The 17,684-nt window shown below is 50.0% G+C and carries 18 protein-coding genes and 4 pseudogenes; 9 read left to right on the top strand and 13 right to left on the bottom strand.

Annotation, left to right across the window (positions count from 1 at the left end):
* Positions 1-2 precede the first annotated feature (2 nt).
* The 6 genes and pseudogenes from KJS28_RS04275 to KJS28_RS04250 all read left to right on the top strand — a co-directional run bounded on the left by KJS28_RS04275 (position 3) and on the right by KJS28_RS04250 (position 4,470).
* Positions 3-1,157, top strand: a complete 1,155-nt coding sequence (locus tag KJS28_RS04275; protein WP_213541863.1) for an AI-2E family transporter — start codon at positions 3-5, stop codon at positions 1,155-1,157.
* Between the two features lie 43 nt (positions 1,158-1,200).
* A pseudogene (locus KJS28_RS04270) lies at positions 1,201-1,650 on the top strand (sensor histidine kinase); the annotation flags it as partial.
* A 33-nt stretch (positions 1,651-1,683) separates the two neighbouring features.
* Positions 1,684-2,747, top strand: a pseudogene (locus KJS28_RS04265) (FUSC family protein).
* Positions 2,737-2,861 (top strand): annotated as a pseudogene (locus KJS28_RS04260) (CDP-alcohol phosphatidyltransferase family protein); the annotation flags it as partial. The pseudogenes KJS28_RS04265 and KJS28_RS04260, both read left to right, overlap by 11 nt.
* A gap of 122 nt (positions 2,862-2,983) precedes the next feature.
* On the top strand, positions 2,984-3,973 hold the full coding sequence (bsh, locus tag KJS28_RS04255; RefSeq protein ID WP_009295645.1) for a choloylglycine hydrolase: 990 nt from the start codon (positions 2,984-2,986) through the stop codon (positions 3,971-3,973).
* Positions 3,974-4,296: 323 nt separating this feature from the next.
* A complete protein-coding gene (locus tag KJS28_RS04250; RefSeq protein WP_008978056.1) occupies positions 4,297-4,470 on the top strand; it encodes a hypothetical protein in 174 nt (57 codons plus the stop codon).
* 270 nt (positions 4,471-4,740) lie between these two features.
* Here KJS28_RS04250 and KJS28_RS04245 read toward each other — a convergent pair whose 3' ends face one another.
* The 9 genes and pseudogenes from KJS28_RS04245 to KJS28_RS04215 form a co-directional block, all read right to left on the bottom strand.
* Entirely contained in the window at positions 4,741-6,264 is a 1,524-nt protein-coding gene (locus KJS28_RS04245; protein ID WP_456341201.1) for a MobA/MobL family protein, read from the bottom strand.
* Entirely contained in the window at positions 6,236-6,697 is a 462-nt protein-coding gene (locus tag KJS28_RS12885) for a MobA/MobL family protein (RefSeq protein WP_456341200.1), read from the bottom strand. Before KJS28_RS12885 ends, KJS28_RS04245 begins: the two co-directional genes overlap by 29 nt.
* Before the next feature lie 90 nt (positions 6,698-6,787).
* Positions 6,788-6,994: a DUF3847 domain-containing protein gene (locus KJS28_RS04240; protein WP_071441856.1), complete on the bottom strand. Its 207-nt coding sequence runs from the start codon at positions 6,992-6,994 to the stop codon at positions 6,788-6,790.
* Between the two features lie 16 nt (positions 6,995-7,010).
* Complete coding sequence (locus tag KJS28_RS04235; RefSeq protein WP_213540304.1) at positions 7,011-7,226, bottom strand: LLM class flavin-dependent oxidoreductase; 216 nt, start codon at positions 7,224-7,226, stop codon at positions 7,011-7,013.
* A gap of 515 nt (positions 7,227-7,741) precedes the next feature.
* Positions 7,742-9,043, bottom strand: coding sequence for a DNA primase family protein (locus KJS28_RS04230; protein ID WP_213540305.1), 1,302 nt, complete (start codon positions 9,041-9,043; stop codon positions 7,742-7,744).
* A complete protein-coding gene (locus KJS28_RS04225; RefSeq protein ID WP_407701767.1) occupies positions 9,015-9,467 on the bottom strand; it encodes a DNA primase in 453 nt (150 codons plus the stop codon). Before KJS28_RS04225 ends, KJS28_RS04230 begins: the two co-directional genes overlap by 29 nt.
* 61 nt (positions 9,468-9,528) lie before the next feature.
* A pseudogene (locus KJS28_RS12760) lies at positions 9,529-9,645 on the bottom strand (CHC2 zinc finger domain-containing protein); the annotation flags it as partial.
* A 69-nt stretch (positions 9,646-9,714) separates the two neighbouring features.
* Positions 9,715-11,757 (bottom strand): recombinase family protein, encoded by a 2,043-nt coding sequence (locus tag KJS28_RS04220; RefSeq protein ID WP_213541862.1) that lies wholly within the window; start codon positions 11,755-11,757, stop codon positions 9,715-9,717.
* Complete coding sequence (locus KJS28_RS04215) at positions 11,748-12,056, bottom strand: transposon-encoded TnpW family protein (RefSeq protein ID WP_213540306.1); 309 nt, start codon at positions 12,054-12,056, stop codon at positions 11,748-11,750. Before KJS28_RS04215 ends, KJS28_RS04220 begins: the two co-directional genes overlap by 10 nt.
* 160 nt (positions 12,057-12,216) lie before the next feature.
* Here KJS28_RS04215 and KJS28_RS04210 point away from each other — a divergent pair, with 160 nt between their 5' ends.
* From KJS28_RS04210 to KJS28_RS04200, 3 genes are read left to right on the top strand one after another with little or no spacing between them, the layout of a single operon-like run.
* Entirely contained in the window at positions 12,217-13,149 is a 933-nt protein-coding gene (locus tag KJS28_RS04210; protein WP_213541861.1) for a sigma-70 family RNA polymerase sigma factor, read from the top strand.
* 56 nt (positions 13,150-13,205) lie between these two features.
* Positions 13,206-14,114 carry a recombination protein NinG gene (locus tag KJS28_RS04205; protein ID WP_071431000.1) on the top strand — a complete coding sequence of 303 codons (909 nt, stop codon included), beginning with the start codon at positions 13,206-13,208 and terminating at the stop codon, positions 14,112-14,114.
* An 11-nt stretch (positions 14,115-14,125) separates the two neighbouring features.
* Positions 14,126-15,151: a virulence RhuM family protein gene (locus KJS28_RS04200; protein WP_071431002.1), complete on the top strand. Its 1,026-nt coding sequence runs from the start codon at positions 14,126-14,128 to the stop codon at positions 15,149-15,151.
* 48 nt (positions 15,152-15,199) lie between these two features.
* On the opposite strand, the gene KJS28_RS04195 is transcribed toward KJS28_RS04200, so the two are convergent.
* From KJS28_RS04195 to KJS28_RS12450, 4 genes are read right to left on the bottom strand one after another with little or no spacing between them, the layout of a single operon-like run.
* Complete coding sequence (locus KJS28_RS04195; RefSeq protein ID WP_071431004.1) at positions 15,200-15,571, bottom strand: TnpV protein; 372 nt, start codon at positions 15,569-15,571, stop codon at positions 15,200-15,202.
* Entirely contained in the window at positions 15,555-15,854 is a 300-nt protein-coding gene (locus KJS28_RS04190; protein ID WP_228298439.1) for a hypothetical protein, read from the bottom strand. Before KJS28_RS04190 ends, KJS28_RS04195 begins: the two co-directional genes overlap by 17 nt.
* A gap of 43 nt (positions 15,855-15,897) precedes the next feature.
* The gene (locus tag KJS28_RS04185) at positions 15,898-16,164 is read right to left on the bottom strand and encodes a hypothetical protein (protein ID WP_213541860.1); all 267 of its coding nucleotides are present in this window, start codon (positions 16,162-16,164) and stop codon (positions 15,898-15,900) included.
* 50 nt (positions 16,165-16,214) lie between these two features.
* Positions 16,215-17,681: a relaxase/mobilization nuclease domain-containing protein gene (locus KJS28_RS12450; protein WP_228298438.1), complete on the bottom strand. Its 1,467-nt coding sequence runs from the start codon at positions 17,679-17,681 to the stop codon at positions 16,215-16,217.
* Positions 17,682-17,684 lie beyond the last annotated feature (3 nt).

The following is a 17,684-nucleotide window of genomic DNA, read 5'->3' as shown; positions in this document are numbered from 1 at the left end:
TCATGGATAAATCCTACAAAAAGCCGCTTCTACTAATCACGTTTGGGGTGATCTTATTTGCGGCATTCAACAATCTAAACTATGTTGCCAACTTTCTAAAATCGTGTATTGGCTTGCTCGCTCCGATTTTATCAGGCCTTTTGCTGGCCTTTGTTCTGAGTGTACCCGTGCGCGGACTGGCAAAGAGGCTTCGACGAAAGCTGACTAAAGCTACAGATCGGCAAATAGACATGATAAGCCTGTTACTGACGCTGATATGTGTTATTGCGATTATTGCTCTTCTGTGTGTAATTGCGATTCCACAGCTCACTGCATCTGTAAAAAGCATTGCTGCTCTTGTTCAAGAAAAATGGCCTGACTGGGTCGGCTTATTGCAAAGATACGGCATTGACACAGAGAAACTGTCGGCACATTTTGCTGCGCTCGATTGGAAATCTATTCTGCAAAGCATTTCGAGCGAAATGAACACAGTGATTTTCTCAGTTGCCAATGTTGCTGGCTCTACGGTATCTGCGATTGCTGATGTTGCAATTTCACTTGTGATCACATTCTATGTGCTAATTGGATGGCGTGAATTGAGCAGTCAAAGCAAACGGGCACTGTATGCCTACTGTAAGGAATCCGTTGCAGATAGAATTTGCCATATTTCGAAACTTGCACATGACACCTATGCGAAGTTTCTTTCTGGTCAGTGTGTCGAGGTTATGATTCTTGGAACATTGATCTTTCTTTCGTTTTCTGTTGCAGGGATTCCATATGCGGGGCTAACAGCTGTTTTAACTGCCGCCTTTGCATTCGTTCCTTATATTGGAGGATTTCTCTCCTGCGCTTTCGGCATTTTATTTACTTTATTGGCGGCTCCGAACAAGGCGCTCCTATGCTTGATCGTCTATCAGGCAACTCAGTTTGTTGAAAATCAGTTCATCTATCCGCACGTCGTGGGAAACAGTGTAGGGCTATCCCCGTTCTGGACGTTGTTGGCGGTTTTGCTGGGCGGTAAACTGTTCGGTGTCCTTGGCATGATTTTCTTTATTCCGTTAATGGCTCTTGTATCTCAGCTTCTACACGAATCAATCGAACGGCGGCTGCATACCCGCAAACCGGAGCTGTCCAATGTACAAAGCAACTCAGACGAGAATACAGACATATCTCAATGATGTAGCAGGCGTTCGAATAGTTTGTGCGTTTATTGACGATAATCGTCTGGATGAACAGATCCGCCAGGCAGTTCTTTCATTGGAAACAAAATGGACAGAAAAAGAAATTGGTTTTCAGGTAGAATTGGAGGAAGTTAAATATACTGCGAATGAAGGACTTTTTATGCATATCTGGATAAATCTTTTAGATAATGCGATTAAGTTCAGCCCTTCAAAGGGGACAATTACGATGTTTCTGAAACAAGAACAGGATTCTGTTAAGTTCATTCTGGAAGATGAAGGACCAGGAATAGAGGATGATGTAAAATCCAGAATATTTGACAAGTTCTATCAGGTAGATGGATCTCATAAAGCAGAAGGAAATGGCCTAGGTCTTGCACTTGTAAAACGGATTGTAGATAGTGCCGGAGGAACAATCAAAGCAGAAAACCGTGAATATGGTGGATGCAGATTTGTTATAGAGCTGCCAAAGCAGAAAGATGAGATTATCTAGTTTTAAGATAAATTAGAAGATGGGAGTATTTATATGACATTTTATCAGGAGTTGCAGTTAAATCAGGCAGGTTCTAAAAACCTGTTGAAAAAGAGTGAAACACTAAAAGAAAAACTATATCATATGTGGGTATATCTGGTGAAGATAGCTGCTACAATGGCATTTTGTTTTTTCTTTGTTAGTATTTTCAGCATCCTATTTGGAAATGAGAACAGCATTGTAGGTGTAGTAGTCTTATTATGTCTCATGGTGTTTAGGAATGCGGATCTGGGGATCCACACCGGACAATCTACGATGCTTTTGGCTTTGTTCTTTGTAATTATGACTGTATGTCCGCATTTAGCAAATCAGTTTTCACCGGTATTGGGAATGCTGTTAAATATTGCGGCACTGGCTGTGTTGATTCTGTTCGGATGCCATAATCCATCCATGTTTAATCAATCTACATTGGTTCTTGGGTATCTGCTGCTATATGGTTATGATGTTACGGGAAAAAGCTATCAGATGCGATTAGTCGGAATGGCTTTAGGTGCAGCACTTACCTGCTTCGTATTTTATCGAAATCATAAAAACAGAACTTATAAAAGAAATCTGAAAGATCTGATACAAGAATTTGATATCACTTCTTCCAGAACAAAATGGCAGATATGTCAGATTTTATGCGTACCGATTGTCCTTTGCATTGCAGAACTTTGTAATATGCCACGTGCAATGTGGGCTGGTATTGCGGCCATGTCCGTGATTTTGCCGTCTATGGAAGATATGCACTACAGAGTCCGTAAAAGGATTGTCGGAAATATTGCAGGTGTTATATGTTTTACAGTATTATATTTTCTGCTTCCTTCGTCAATCTATGCATATATAGGAATTCTTGGTGGAATCGGTGTAGGATTTTCAGCACAATATGGCTGGCAGGCAGTATTTAACACATTTGGTGCTTTAGCCATTGCTGCAGAGACATATGGACTACAAGGAGCGGTTAGTCTTAGAGTGAGTCAAAATGTTTTTGGTGTTGTGTTTGCTTTAGCATTTTGTGTTATATTTTATTGGTTTATGCCTAAAAAAAGGAAAGTGAGGTGACCGTACATGCAGAGTGAAGTGAATCAGAAAGAAAATTTGAATAGAATTATTACGGTTCCTAATCTTCTTTCTTTTTTCGGCTTTGTCTGATTCCGGTAATTATATGGAGTTATTGTGTAAAGAAAAATCCTCGAATGAATGCAGGGAAGTGACCGAAAAGTACCGCACAGGACGGAGTGCATATTTATGGCTCGGACAGTTGTTTATGAGATTGTTTGCAGGACTATTATAGCAGAAAGAAGAGGTGTTCGATATGTGTACAGCAGCAACTTACAAAACAAAAGATTTTTATATGGGCAGAACGCTTGATTATGAATTTTCCTATGGGGAACAGATCACGATAACGCCAAGAAATTACGAATTTGATTTCCGGTTTGCCGGGAAGATAAAAAGCCATTATGCTTTGATCGGAATGGCATTTGTTGCAGGAGGTTATCCGCTTTATTATGATGCTGTTAATGAAAAAGGCCTTGGAATGGCAGGTCTTAATTTTGTCGGCAATGCGGCATATGAAGAAGCTTTGCCGGAAGATGAAACAGAAGTCAGCCAGGTGGCACAGTTCGAGTTCATCCCATGGATCCTTACACAGTGTGCTACTGTAGCAGAGGCGAGAGAGAAGCTGGCAGCAATGAGACTGACAGGCACAGCATTCAGTGAACAGCTGCCGACAGCACAGCTTCACTGGATCATTGCAGACAAAGACTCCTGTATCGTTGTTGAGTCTATGAAAGATGGGCTGCATGTATATGATAATCCGGTAGGAGTGCTTACCAATAATCCACCATTCCCGAGTCAGATGTTTGCACTGAATAATTATGCCGGAGTATCCAGAAAACAGCCGGAGAGTACTTTTGCAGGAGTATTACAGCTTGATGCATATAGCAGAGGAATGGGTGGAATGGGAATACCTGGAGATCTTTCCAGCCAGTCAAGATTTGTGAAAGTTGCCTTTACAAAATTAAATTCGATCTCCGGTGAAGAAGAGGATGAGAGTGTAAGCCAGTTCTTCCATATCTTAGGATCCGTAGATCAGCAGCGTGGATGCTGTGAGGTGACAGAAGGCAAATATGAGATCACGATATACACGTCCTGTTGTAATACAGCAAAAGGTATTTATTATTATACGACTTATGATAATCATCAGATCACAGCGGTTGACATGCATGCGGAAAATCTGGATTCAGATCAGCTGATCTGTTATCCGCTTCTGTCCAAGGGCGAAGTCAGATGGCAGAATAAATAATACGAAAATGCACGGAGAAAGCATAACGCAGAACAACAGGAGGACAATATCGAGATTGTATGGAATGCAGATGTTAGGTTGATAATTGTGCAAGCACCGCCTGCACAATTTGTGCAACAAAAAAGAGGAGCCAGTCCAGACTCCTCAAAGGTACGTTATTTCAAAAAGTTGCTCTTGTGTTCCAGCGCGTGCAGATTATGATAGTCCTCATAAATAAGTCAATTTTGCAGATAAAATTAGCAACTCAGGAAAAAATGATTTGCTTGGAGAAATCGAAACGATAAGCTGAGATAATGGTTTCTCTTCTTTAGTGAGCCTATGAAATGACGAAATGTGGCTCGCCACATGGTGCTAACGCATACGACTGTTCTCCTCGTGGTGATGAATTGTTGAAGTTAAGTGAGCAAAAAGCAAAATCTGAACTTGTGAACTTAATTGCCAGTGCAGCAGGCGCATATACAGGGGCTGTTATCTCGCAAATATTCGATGCGGCGTAAGTAAAAAAGTTGGGCACGATCTTAACGAGCAATGCATGGCGGTACCCACTCATGCAAAATTTATAAGCCCCTGCCGCAGCAGGGGCTTATAAATCGCCTGTCTGGGATAAAATCCTCGAACCCCTTTGACACAGATTCCATCTGTGACTATGCATCGCAAGCGATGCTAAAGGAGCACGGTCAGCCACGACCGTGCTCCTTTAAATTTGTGCGGCTCTATGTCAATAGTTGGGATAGAGGTAAGCGCAAGAATGTGGTAGCATATATATATTATCGTTCCCAAGTGTCTCTGCTGTTCTTCTTGTTTTGCTTCTGCTGTGCCTGCTGTTTCTGACGCAGATGTTCACGGATGGAGCGAGCTTCCGTTTCCTCATGAAGTATATCAGCAACATCCCGCTTGCTGTCGTACATCATCAAGTAATCGTACTTATCTCCGTAAGCAGACTGCACACGGTCAACCACAGAGCGCTCCATTGCAGGACGCAGGTCGAGCCTTGCGTCCTGCAATTCGTCTGGGTCGAATTCTGCCGATTGCGTCTTCAAATCAGCATACTGCTGCAAAGCGTCGTTCAGCTCAGCCGTGTACTTTTCTTCCTGTTGCGACAGCTTTTTTAGTGCGGCTTCCATCGTGGAAATGTCCTTTTTCACAGCAGCGATACCGGCATCGTCACTGCATTCCAGCGAGTGCAGCAGCATATCCTTCTCGGATTTCAGCTCTTCCAATTCCTCGGTCAGCTCCGCAATATGGCGGGACAGTTCACACTGCTTCGGGATGAGATAGAGGGGTGTCTCCTTCTTTTGGGCAAGCAAAGACTTGCGTTCCTTGCCCTTGCCCCGAATCTCCTGAACCAGCTCGGTATAGCGCACCAGATTCGGCTGAACCGCGTGGATATAATCTTTCATGCGCTGCCTGCCCCGGCCGATATGCCGCAGCTGATAGCGGAAAACAATCATATTTGCCCGCAGCTTTTCCATCGCCTCGGCAATAACCGGGAGGGTGTTCTTTACCGCCTGTGCCAGCTTCCTGACCGCAGCTTTCAGCTCCCGCAGCAAGGCATTGTCCGCCTTGATCTGCCGGTTGATCTCGCAGCGGTCAGCAATGATCCCTTTCCGCTCCAGCGCCCGTGCGGTCACTCCCTCATGGATGGTAGGCTGCTCATCCAGACCTCTGGCTGCGTTGCTGCGGTGGTCGATTCGCTCCGCCCGTCCGGCGCGCTCCAGATAGAGATTGGTCACATCCGCCCATGCAGCCCGCCATGCCGCAAGCTGCTCCTCACTGTTCCAGCGCTCGGAGATAGGATTCTGTCTGCCGTAGCGGGTGCTTTTGGGGTGCTTATCTGCACGGGCAAGCCCCTGCGCATCGGCCTCGGAAGGAACCATATACACCTTCTTTTTGCCGACCTTGTAGGGATATTGTTTCTCCCATCGCTCGTTCTGTGCCGCCTTAAACTCAGCGGCAGTAAAACCTCGTTCCTCACCGTTTCTCATGCAGAGATATTCCTTCTCGGTCTTGTACTGCCAGTGTCCCTGCTCATCCAACGGGCGCACCGTCAAGAGAATGTGGGCATGAGGGTTGCGACCGTCGGTGTCGTGGATGGCTGCGTCGGCGCACATTCCATCGGCCACAAACTGCTCCCGGATAAATTCTTGCAGCAACTCAATCTGCTCCTCACGGTTCAGCTCTATGGGCAAGGCAACGACAAATTCCCGTGCCAAACGGCTGTCTTTGGCTGTCTCCACTTCCTCCACGGCGTTCCAGAGCTTTTCACGATCTTGCCATTCCTGCAGGGGCATATTCCGGCAGAAACACTTCCTGCCAGACAAGTCCCTGTTTTTTTGTGTAGTCATGCTGTATCCCGTCGTAATCGTTATACAAGCGGGAGCAGCTCAGATAAGCGGAGGCGGCCACAGCGGAGCGTCCCGCACCCCGGCTGACCACCTTCGCTTCCAGATGGTAAATTGCCATTGTTCGTTCACCTCGTTTTCTTTTTTCTGTTTCTCTTTTGTAAAAGAGAAAATGGACGGGCTGAACGCCTGTCCATTTCTGCGGCAAAGCTGCCGGTGGCAGGTTTGCGCAGGCGGTTGGAAAATAGCGTCGGTTGAAGCGACGGTATTTGCCCAATCGCGCAGACGATGACAGCAGCATCCGCAAATGCTGTGGCATTGTCTGTCGCTTTCCGCAGAAAGCGACATCCCCCCTCGGAGAGCGCACGATGCCGTAGGGCATACCACCGCCCCTTCGGGGGTGGTGAGTAAGTGCGCCCTTTGGGAGAAAAAAGAGGAAGGTCCCCGGTTTCCCGGAGACCTCCCAGCAGATTCAATCGTGCTGCGGCAGCTTCTGTATCAGATAATCCTCCAGTACAGTCGGCTCCATCGTCCGCACTTCTGGCAGCACCTTTTCCAGAATTGCGCCCTCCTGAATGAGCCTGCGTGTTCTGGCTTTGCGCTCCTTGACCCGATCCCGCGCCTGCGCTTCTTCCAACCGGTGCTGTGCCTGCAACAGTTTCTTTTCCGCATCTGTCATCATGCGAAAGCCCTCCTTATCTTCGTTTCTGCCAGACGATTTCATAGCCCAGCGCGTCGGCAAGCTGGACAGCTTCGACATAGCGCAGGGATTCCTGCTGGAGCTTATTGGACAGGTTTGATACGCTGTCAGACCAGCCGTGTTCGTCCCGCAGCAGATCGACCACCTCCTGCATGGTCATGCCCTGACGGACGATGTACGACTTGATCTCATTTCTCAGATTGGATTTCATCAACTTTTTACCTCCATTTTTCGTGATATTGGTTTTTGAGTAAGTGAACTGTGTGCGCTTTGCAGTGAAAAATCTGCCATGCCGCAAATCCGCTCAGATTTCCGTCCGTGATGCCCTGTTCACAACTTCGCCCTATCGGCTTCATCGTTCTGTGTGAGAGCATACGGAACGGCAGAATATGCCGCCGTCAGGTGCAGCGCCTTCGCGCTTCGGTAAATCACCGGATGGTGCAGTCCGTTCGACCTGCGGCAAAAATCTTCACGGATTTCACAAGCATTGATTTTGGAATAGCAAAATAGAGCCGTCGGTGTACGGTTTGGTACGGCAAGCCCGCCTTCTGTACGCTTCTGTACGCCGGTTTTGCGTACCGGCCGCCGATTTGGCGACAGATTTTACACGCTGCCGTGAAATGCTTTACGGTGCGCACAAGCAAAAGCGGTTTTTTAGGATGGAATCAAAAACAGCCGTACAGAGTGTACGGCGTGTACGGCAATTTTGAAGTCCGTTTCTCGTTTTCAATACGGCAGCGGATTGACTACCTCAATGCCCATAAAGCCACGCACCCGCTTGCCGCCGACGTGGACATTGTTGGTGGCCTCCACGTTGTAAAGCCGCTCATTTTGTGCAAGCTCAGAGCTGACCCGGTTGGCAGACATGGGCTTCTGCGCATTATCGTCGCACCATCTTGTGTAGGCTTCATAGATCGCCTTGGAGCTGGCCTCGCTGTCTGCCCGAAAGCGGATATAGCCCTCGGATTGCAGAAACTCAATCACATTGTTGCTGCTGCGCTTGACCGTCTCCATATTTTCTTTGGCCTTTGAGCTGACTGTGAACTGATAGTTGTCCCCGATCAGCCGGTGCAGCCCCTCCAGACACCAGAGGAAGATGCCCTCCTTTTCCCGCAGCAGCTTGTCCACCAGAAACGGATCGTCTGCTCTGCCTGCGGGCCGGTCTTTGGTGGTCAGCACGATCTGGCGGCGAAAGAAACCGTCGGACTTGTCGTGTAAGGCGGTCAGCGCACCGTTGCCGAAGCAAAGAAAACGCACATAGAGCTGGCTTTGGTAGCTCTGAACGCCCTTGCGCTCCATATCCATCTTGCACTCGGAGGTCACGATGGACTTGATATAGTTGGTCTTGGGCAGAGCGCTCATATCCATATCGTCATCTACCATCAGGAGCTTGTTTTCCAAATCCGCACGGCTGAACCGGTTGCTCTCCACCTTCTGGATGCTGGTGGTATTCATGCTGTCGCCCAGCAGCGAGCGCATGACAAGACCGATGCGGCTTTTACCCTCGCCGCCCTTGCCGATGAGCATGAGCATCTTCTGTCCCTTGGTGGTTGGCAGCAGACAGTAGCCTAAAAACTCCTGCAAGGTGGGAATGTCCTCCGGTTGCAGCAGCTCGGACAGGAATTGCAGCCACTTTTTCGGAGTGGGCGCGTCAGGGTTGTAGGCAACCGTCAGTCGGTTGTTGCAGTAGCTCTTGACGGCGGTAAAGCTGCCGTCTATGAAATACGTTCCGTTGGAAACATGGATACGGTCGGTCTCAATGGGCAACGGCGGTGAATACGCTTGCAGCTTGATGCTGGCAAGCAGATTTGTCACAACTTTGGACAGTCCGGAGGTCAGAACTCCGGAGATTTCCTCCAGAATGAGATTACCGATCTGCCCTTCGTCCTCGATGAGACCGTCCACGGTGAACAGCCGCCCGCGCACACATTTCATGGGGTGCTTGTCCAAAAACTGCTGGCAGAACAGCACTTCATTGATATGCCTGCCATCGTACCAGTCAGGCCACGCCTGCGGTGTCATTTCCATCTTCCAATTCCTCCTTGTGAATTTCCTCTAATCTTCTTCGCAGCCTGTCCAGCTTGCCGTCTTCCATCTGGTGCTGCACCACTTCGGCGCGTTCATGGGAATCCCCGGCGCACAAAATATCCAGATAGTATTCCGTTTCATCGAGCTTGCGACAGGCTTCCGTAAACCGTGCGTGAACAGGTTGATCAGGTGACTGCGGCGCATACCGCACCTTCCAGTTCCGCAGCACACGGGCGTAATCAGACAGAACAGAAAAGCACAGCCGCTCGTTTTCCATGAGCTGCTGTGCTTCTGTTCGGATGCGTTTTGCGTGAAGCGCTGCTGCGCTGGGCGGCTTGTCCGGGCTGAGATGAAAATCTGTCATCAGCTTCCGTGCCGCATCGTAGGGTGAAAGCTGAAACAGCCTGCCCACAAAGTCGATCACATCCCCCGTGCTCCCCGCAGGCGAAGCAATAATAGTGGTCGTCGGCCACATACAGGCTGGGATGTCGGTCATTGTGAAACGGGCAGAGGGCTTTGCCGTATCGGTTCACATCGATCCCGTACAGCTCTGCCGCTTCCCGCAGATTGATGTTTTCTTTTACGATTTCAAAAATACGCATGATACCTCCATTTCTGCGCAAAAACGGCGGCCTGCCCGATCTGGGGCAAGCCGCCGTCTGTGTCTTTTCTTATGATGTTTTGATTTCTTCCTCATTCTTGGCTTCTCGCAAGGCTTTCTTCCGTGCGCCCTGCCGCTTGATCTGTGCTGCATACCGGCAAGCATCGGAGCAGTATTTGACGCTGCTTCGTGTCGTAGGAAACACCTTGCCGCAGTTTTCACAGGTACACTCCCGGCTGCGGCTTTCTGCCGCCTCCTGCCGGTAGAATTTTGCCCGGCAGTTGGGGCCGCAGAACAGGGTGTTCGTCCGTTTGGATGCAAATTCCTGCCCGCAGCACTTGCAGGTCAGCATGAAAGGCTGACCGACAGCGTGTTCACCAGCCTTGATTTTCTGATACCGTTCCCGGCTTTTAATGCGATGTCGCTTGAGCTGCTCCTGCCGCTTGATTTCTTCCTCGGTCAGCTCCGGTGCGGGAAGCTCAAACTGCCCGATAAAGCGAAGGTGGATCTCCACCTCCTGCACCCGGTCACCGTCGATACGCTCCGGGGCGTGGACGATGATTTTCTCAATAAACTCGTTGATCATGGGTGTAGTCAGCTCGGAGAAGTCCGTGTACTTCCTTGCCAGCTCCAGAAACTGCTCCACACGGGCGGCGTCCTCCGCAAAAGCGGACAGCTTTTCTTCTGCTTCTGCGACAGAGGCTTGCAGCGCTTTCTGCTCGGCTTCGTAATCTGCCAGCAGACTGTCAAAGCGCTCATCGGTAATGCGCCCGACAGCAAAGGATTCATAGAGCTTTTTGATGATGGTGTCCAGCTCAGCAATACGCTTTTTGTCCTTGCTCAGCTTTCGCTTGGCATCTTTGGCCGCTTCCACCTGCCGGAGCTGGGAGGCAGAGCGCACCTTTTCCATAAACGCCGCCTGATTGGAAATTGCAAAGGTGCTGACCGTGCGGATGGTGTCCAGAATCAGGGTGCGCAGAGCTTTGGTCGTGATATAGTGGCCGCAGCAGGCGGCAGTTCTTTTCTGATGGGCGAGGGTATAGGAGGAACAATCGAAGAAGTCAGATGGATAGGGATTGTTCTCTGTGCCGCCTTTGGAGCGGTGGTTATACATCTTCTCGCCGCAGTCGGCGCAGTACAAAAGGCCGGTCAGCGGATTCGCTTCCCCCAGCGTGTCGATGCGCTTGGGCGTCTTGCGGAGCTTCTGGGCAAGCTCCCATGTTTCTCTGTCCACAATGGCCTCGTGGGTATCTTCAAAGATCAGCCAATCCTCCTTGGGATTCATTACGGCGTTTTTATCTTTATAGGACTGCTTGTGGGAGCGGAAATTCACCGTATGCCCCATATACTCCGGCTTGGAGAGGATCTGTCCCACGACATAGCCGCTCCAGTTATAGGGATTGGAAAATTCCTCTTTGCTTTTCCAGATGCCCTTGTTTTGCTTGCCGAAGTAGACCGCAGGGGTGTCGATCTTGTCATCGAACAGAATGCGGGCGATGTCATAGGGACCTTTGCCCTCGATGGTCAATCGGAAAATACGCCGCACCACGGCAGCCGCTTCCTCGTCGATCAGCCAGTGGTATTTGTTCTCCGGATCTTTCTTGTAGCCGTAAATGGCGCAGTTGGTGGTGGGCTTGCCGGATTCCCCCTTGACACGGATGGCGGTTTTCTGCTTGCGGCTCAGGTCGCGCAGATACCATTCGTTCATGATGTTGAGGAAGGGGGCAAACTCATCGCTGTTCTGATCGTCGCTGTCCACGCCGTTGGCAATCGCCACAAAGTGGACGCCGTGCTGCCGGAAGAATACCTCCGTGTAAAAGCCGGTTTGCAGGTAATCACGACCGGCCCGGCTCATATCCTTGACAATGACATGGGCAACCTTTCCGGCCTCGATGTCCGCCACCAGCCGTTTCCATGCGGGACGGTCAAAATTACCGCCGCTCCATCCGTCATCGGTATAGTGGCGGCAGTTGGCGTAGCCTCTCTGCTGGGCATAGCTTTCGAGGTATTTTTTCTGATTCACGATGGAGTTGCTATCACCAGCATTGTCATCGTCACGGCTCAGCCGCTCATACAGAGCGGTGATCTTTTCCTCAGTCTGTTTCATGCGCATTCGGCGCTCCTTTCAGACTGACGGCTCATTTGTGGTGCTTCCATTATACCACAAGTACCGTCATTTGTAACCCCCTCATTGCGGATCATCCGCAGAATCTTTTCCTCCATAGTCTCCGCTGCTGTTTCGCTGAATGCGACCCTTACCTTATAGGTGGTGCCGCCGATGCGCCGAATGATGAACTGTTCCTGTTGCGTTTGCTCCATAGGCTTCCTCCTTGCGTAATTTGCTGGTTTTTGATATAATAAATCCGGTTCCGTTGACTGTAAGCCAACCGTGTCTTTCTGTTGGTTTTCCATGCCCCATATCCTCCTTTTCTTCGTTGATGGCTCGGAGAGTAACCTGTGTAACTTGCGTTAAGATTACTTCCTCTACTAATAGGAGAAATACGGGGTGTAAATCGGAACTGTTTTTTTGAGAAAAAAGAAAAAATATTTTTTTCGAGGAGGTGAAGCTGTCGTGGAATCATGGGAGGATGAACTGCTGTGGGATGATGATTTTTCCGATGAGGAAGAAGATACCGAGGAGCAAATAGAGGAAGCCGACCTTGAAATGGATGAGGATAGCTTCGCCGATTGGGAGGATGCGTCGGACGGTGCGCCGGAGAACGAATCGCTGGAGGAAGCGCTTGCAGAGGAACGCACGCTGGAGCTGGAAAGCGAGCTGGAGCAGGACGAGCATCCCAGAAACTATGCCGCCGAGCTGGAGGACGAGGAAGAGGAAGCCGCGCCCACCAGCGAAAAACGGCTCAAGCGGGAAATTCGCGCAGAGGCTGTGCGGCGGCTGGAGGAAGCAGCCCGGACGGAATCGGATTTTTTGACTGTGGTAGACGAGTGGAACAAGCTGGACAGAAATCGGGAACGCCGGGAGCGTGACCACGAAAACCTGCGCGGGGATGTGCCGTTGGAGTTTCAGGCCGTGCCAGAGCCGAGAATTGCTCCCCTCTGGATGAATCTGCCAAGGTTCCGCCAGCTCTGTCAGGGAAATTTTCTCGACATCATCTTCTCCTGTCCCTACGAGCTGCATGAGCTGACAGCAAACCGTTTTCTCTCCAAGCTCTTCTTCACCCTCAGTGATGAACAGAAGGAGGTACTGTATTACCTGTTCGTCAAGCAATACAGCACCACAAGGCTTGCTGCCATCCGTGGGCAGTCCGACCGGAATATCCGAAAGTTGCGTATGACCATTCAGAAAAAGCTGCAAAGGCGGATGTATGAGCATCTGAGTGAAAAGCTGGAAAGGGACTACAGCATTACTCTGCGGGAGCGCGAGTTCGTAGAGGAATATGAAGCACTGCTGCAAACCATGGGCAAAGATGCCGTGATCCGCCGGGAAAACAAAACCAAACCGAGAAAAAAGAAAGCCGCCCTTGACGATGACAAGGACGGTTGATACAATAGTAATACGGTTAATATATAGTTGGATTACGAGTTGAGAGGAACAGCGCCATGAAGAATCTCTTTGAGCAGTCCCGTTCCCATTGGGTACGGTATGACCGCTATGAACTGAAAACAGCCGCAGACGGCAAGCGGTATATCACGCCGGGGAAGAATGCCAAGCCCGACATATATAATCCCTTGAAGGAAGCGCCGGGAATCGTGCTGGATGCGCTGAATGTGGGAATGCTGATGATGAACCGCAGCCCGGAGGACGAGGTGCAGAAGGCCATTCTGGAATTTGTAACCCATTACGGTCTGCTGGGCCTGATGACAGCGCTGCCCACCACGCCGTCCTTCATGGATTATGAGGCGGTCTATCTGCCGAAAAACCACTTCATCAAGGCAGAATCCATGGAAACCGAGGACTATCTGGCGCTATTCTATCCCTTTGACCAGCTGGATCTGGTCAAGAAGGGCATTGAGTCCAGATGGAGCGTGTCCGGCGACAACATGATGGTGGCGCTGACCATGACCTTTGCGAGTGAACCCATGGCGAAAACCATGAGCTTCCAGCGAGAGTATGCTGAAGCCTATGACTGGGTGGCGCAGCAGTTCAAGGACTGGGCCTTTACGCTGACCACATCTATTCTGTACTACAACGATTATGACCTGATCGATGAGGATACCCGGAATCTGTATCGCAAAGGCATGGCTGCTTTCGGCGGCATTGCGCCCAGCTATCATATTGAGCTGCTGGACAAACCGACCATCTATTGGGACTTCCATTCGCTGCTGCTGGGCATCCAGATGATGTTCAGCTTCCTGCTGGTGGACGGAGAGAAGCCCCTGCGGCTGTGCAAGCACTGCCAGAAGGTGTTCCTGAGCAGCCGCTCCAATTCCGCTTTTTGCAGTCCCCGCTGCAAGAATCAGTATAATGTCTATAAGAGCCGTGGGAAGAAAACCAGCGAAGAAGATTGAGGTGAAACGACATGGCAGACGCCAAGAAGGATAAACTGCAAATCCGCAACAGCACAGTGGATTTCCTTGTGTTCACGAAAGATGCCCATGAGGATGGCATTGAGGTACGGGTACAGGATCACGACGTTTGGCTGACCCAAAAGGCCATTGCACGGCTTTTTGATGTAGACCGGAGCGTTGTGACAAAGCATCTGAAAAATGTATATGAAAGCGGTGAATTGTCCGAAGATGCAACTTGTGCAAATTTTGCACAAGTTGCGGATAACGGAAAAACCTATCACTATAAGTTCTACTCTCTGTCCGCCATCATAGCCGTAGGCTATCGGATCAATTCCGGCAGAGCCACGCAGTTCCGCCAGTGGGCAACCAAGGTGCTGGACACCTTCACCAAGCAGGGGTATGTGCTGGACAAGAGCAGGCTCATCAATGGGCAGATTTTTGATGAGGACTACTTCGATCACCTGATTTCCGAGATTCAGGAGATTCGGGCCAGCGAACGGCGCTTCTATCAGAAAATTACGGATATTTACGCCACTGCTGTGGACTACTCTCTCGATAGCCAGACCACAAAGGATTTCTTTGCCACAGTTCAGAATAAGATGCACTATGCCGTCCATGGCGGCACAGCGGCAGAGGTCATTATGGCACGAGCCGATCACACCAAGGAACACATGGGGCTGACCTCATGGAAGAATGCTCCTGACGGCAAGATTGTCAAGGCAGATGTGTCCGTTGCAAAAAATTACTTATCCATGGATGAAATGCAGGAACTGAACGAAATCGTCACCATGTATCTGGACTATGCTACCCGGCAGGCCAGACGGCATATTCCCATGACCATGGCAGATTGGGCCTCCAAGCTGGACGCTTTTCTGCAATTCAATGATGCAGAGATTCTGCAAAATAAGGGAAAAGTCACCGCTGCCATTGCAAAAGCCTTTGCCGAAAGCGAGTTTGAGCAGTACCGCGTCATTCAGGATCATCTGTATCAGAGCGACTTTGACCGTCTGGTAGCCAGCACGGAACAAAAGAACTAAAGTGTAAAAATGCCCGTTATCGGCCACGCAACCGATAACGGGCATTTGTCATTCATATACAAGCTCGGTCAAAACGATTTCCTCCGCGCGGCTGCGGATGCTGTTCATGCGGCGCACCCATTCCATTTGATCGGCAGCTTTGAGTGCTTCGGTCACGCCTTCTTGCTTCACCATTGCAGAAACGATGATTTCCATGCGCTCGTTGCAGGCTTGGTCGATCTCGGCAAGGTGCCGATGCAGCGTTCCGTTTGTGAGCAGGTTTGTGTAGAAAATAGGGCGATGTTCTTTCAGATAGCTGCGGCGCATATGTCCATACTTGCCAATCTGGTATTCCGGTTCCTCTGGCAGCGCAAGGTTTGGAATGAGATAATCGCCCTCCTGACGGTAAGTGCCGCCCATTTCCTCAAATAGAGATTTCATAAAAATTAGCTCCTTTTTGTGTTGATTTCCAGCGGTTATACGGACTTTTCTTCTCCTTTCCTACAACTGCTGTTCCATTCACCACAAATGAGCCGCAGTCATATGTATTAGGTGGGAGAAACCACCCTTTACATATTAACTCTTGGTTCTGGATACTGTTGGAGTCGCCCTCCAGATTATCATCTCGGGACAGACGGCAATAGAGCGCCGTGATCTTTTGGTTTGGCTGTAACATATTGACCTCCTTCATAAAATGCCAAACCGATTGAGAGATTGCAACCATACAATACCCCCAATCGGTTTGTTTGTCTATGCGAACCTGTTTTTCAGGCGGAAATATTTTTTGCGTCCTGCTCCAGGTCGATGACCTGTTTCATAAGATCGACCGTAGATTGCGTTCCTCCGAAACTGAATTCCGCGAACACAATGTACTCTCTGCCGCATACATGCTGTCGGCGGCTTTTTATAATCTTGCCGTCCCTTTCTTCCACTGCGGTATCCTGCACTGCCTTGGCAGAGGGAATATCCTCATCTCCATGCTTTTCTTCACTGTAGGAGCGGGGACGCTCATTGTATTTGAATTTATACGCCATATCGTTCCTTTCCCCTGACGCTACAGTCAGGCAACAAAAATAGCAGACCGTTACATGGTCTGCTGCTGTGTTTGTTCTGCCTGCTGATCTTCGGTCCACTGCTGTTCTGTAGATGATTGCTCATCCTGTGTGAGCACCATGGCTACGCCGGCCACCAGTCCGATGACAGCGCCGATATTTTTGGCTTCCTGTTCTGCCTGGATACGGCGGTAACGTTCCTCGACATCTTCGTTACCATCATCCAGTAACGCTCCAGTTACCGCCAGACCATACAGTCCAGCGTGGAGCGGCTTCATAGAAACAGGTTGCGGATGTTGCTGACCACTGTCGCTGTGCCATACCCCATCCCCAGCAGTGCCGCCACGATGAGCAGTACCAGTACGATCCATTTGGCCACTACGATCAGGTCGAAGTCCGGAAGCCAGTCCAGCCATTTGCAGGAATGCTTTTCTTTCTTCTTCCCAGCCTGTTCCAGCAGAGTGGTCATCTCCGTCAACGATTTCTGGATCTCCGCCATGCTGTTCTGCACCGCTGTCAGGTCTGTGTGTGATCTCAGGTTCGGAATATACTCCCGCATTCCACGCACTTCCCACCCGATGGATTCTGTCTTCTGTGTCAGCATCGTCAGAGCCTCCGGCAACGGACACTGGATGACAATGGGCGTGATCGGTGAACTCGACTCCTGCGCTGTCGGCTGCGGTGAAGGCTCGGGCCGGTTCAGGGCCATGAGCTCGTCCATAGATAATTTCTTCTCTGATCCTGAATTCATATTCCATGTTCTCCTTTAGATATTTGTCACCGAACAGCAAACGGTCCCGACACTGCCAGCCACTCGGCGTGGTATAGGTGATATTCTTTCGGGACTTTTCCCAGCGAACCTTGTAGCCCTCGCTCTCCATCAGCGCAATGAACTCCTCGCGGTTGGAAGCGTGGCGCATACAGTCATTGATGATATTCATGAGCTGCAGCTTCTTGCTCTGACCGCGGGCCGCCGTGTGATACTCTCCGATGGTCATAGTCTTTGTTTTCTGCTTTTGTTCCCTGGGTTGAAATACAGGAAGTGAAAACTCCTTGCAGACCATGTCGTTGCGTTGCCGCAGTTCCTGGAGCTGCTCCTTTGCGATATGCAGTTTCCGTCCGGTATCGAAATTGACCGAGTTGATGAGGAAGTGGGAATGGATGTGCTCACGGTCTGTGTGGGTGCAGACCAGAACTTCGTATCCCTCATAGTACTCGGCCAGCTTCAGTGCGGCCGCGTGAGCGGTGACCGGGTCGACTGCTTCGCCTTTCGGGAAGCTCTGTACCATGTGATAGAACAGTACACCGTCCGTCTTGTGGTAGAGCCGCTTGGTGGTCATGAAATCCGCGTAGACAGATTCCGGCTGACAGTTGATACCTGTGACCAACTGCTGCCCCTCGAACTCGGTCTTTTTATCCTGCATGGTATACCGCATCACGGCGCTCATGCATCCGGTGGTCTGGCCCCGCTTGTAGTTTGTGAAGCTGATGATAGCCATAGC

It is taken from the genome of Vescimonas coprocola (genome assembly GCF_018408575.1).
In the GTDB taxonomy this organism is placed as follows: Bacteria; Bacillota; Clostridia; order Oscillospirales; family Oscillospiraceae; genus Vescimonas; species Vescimonas coprocola.
This window is presented reverse-complemented; position numbering and strand designations above follow the sequence as displayed.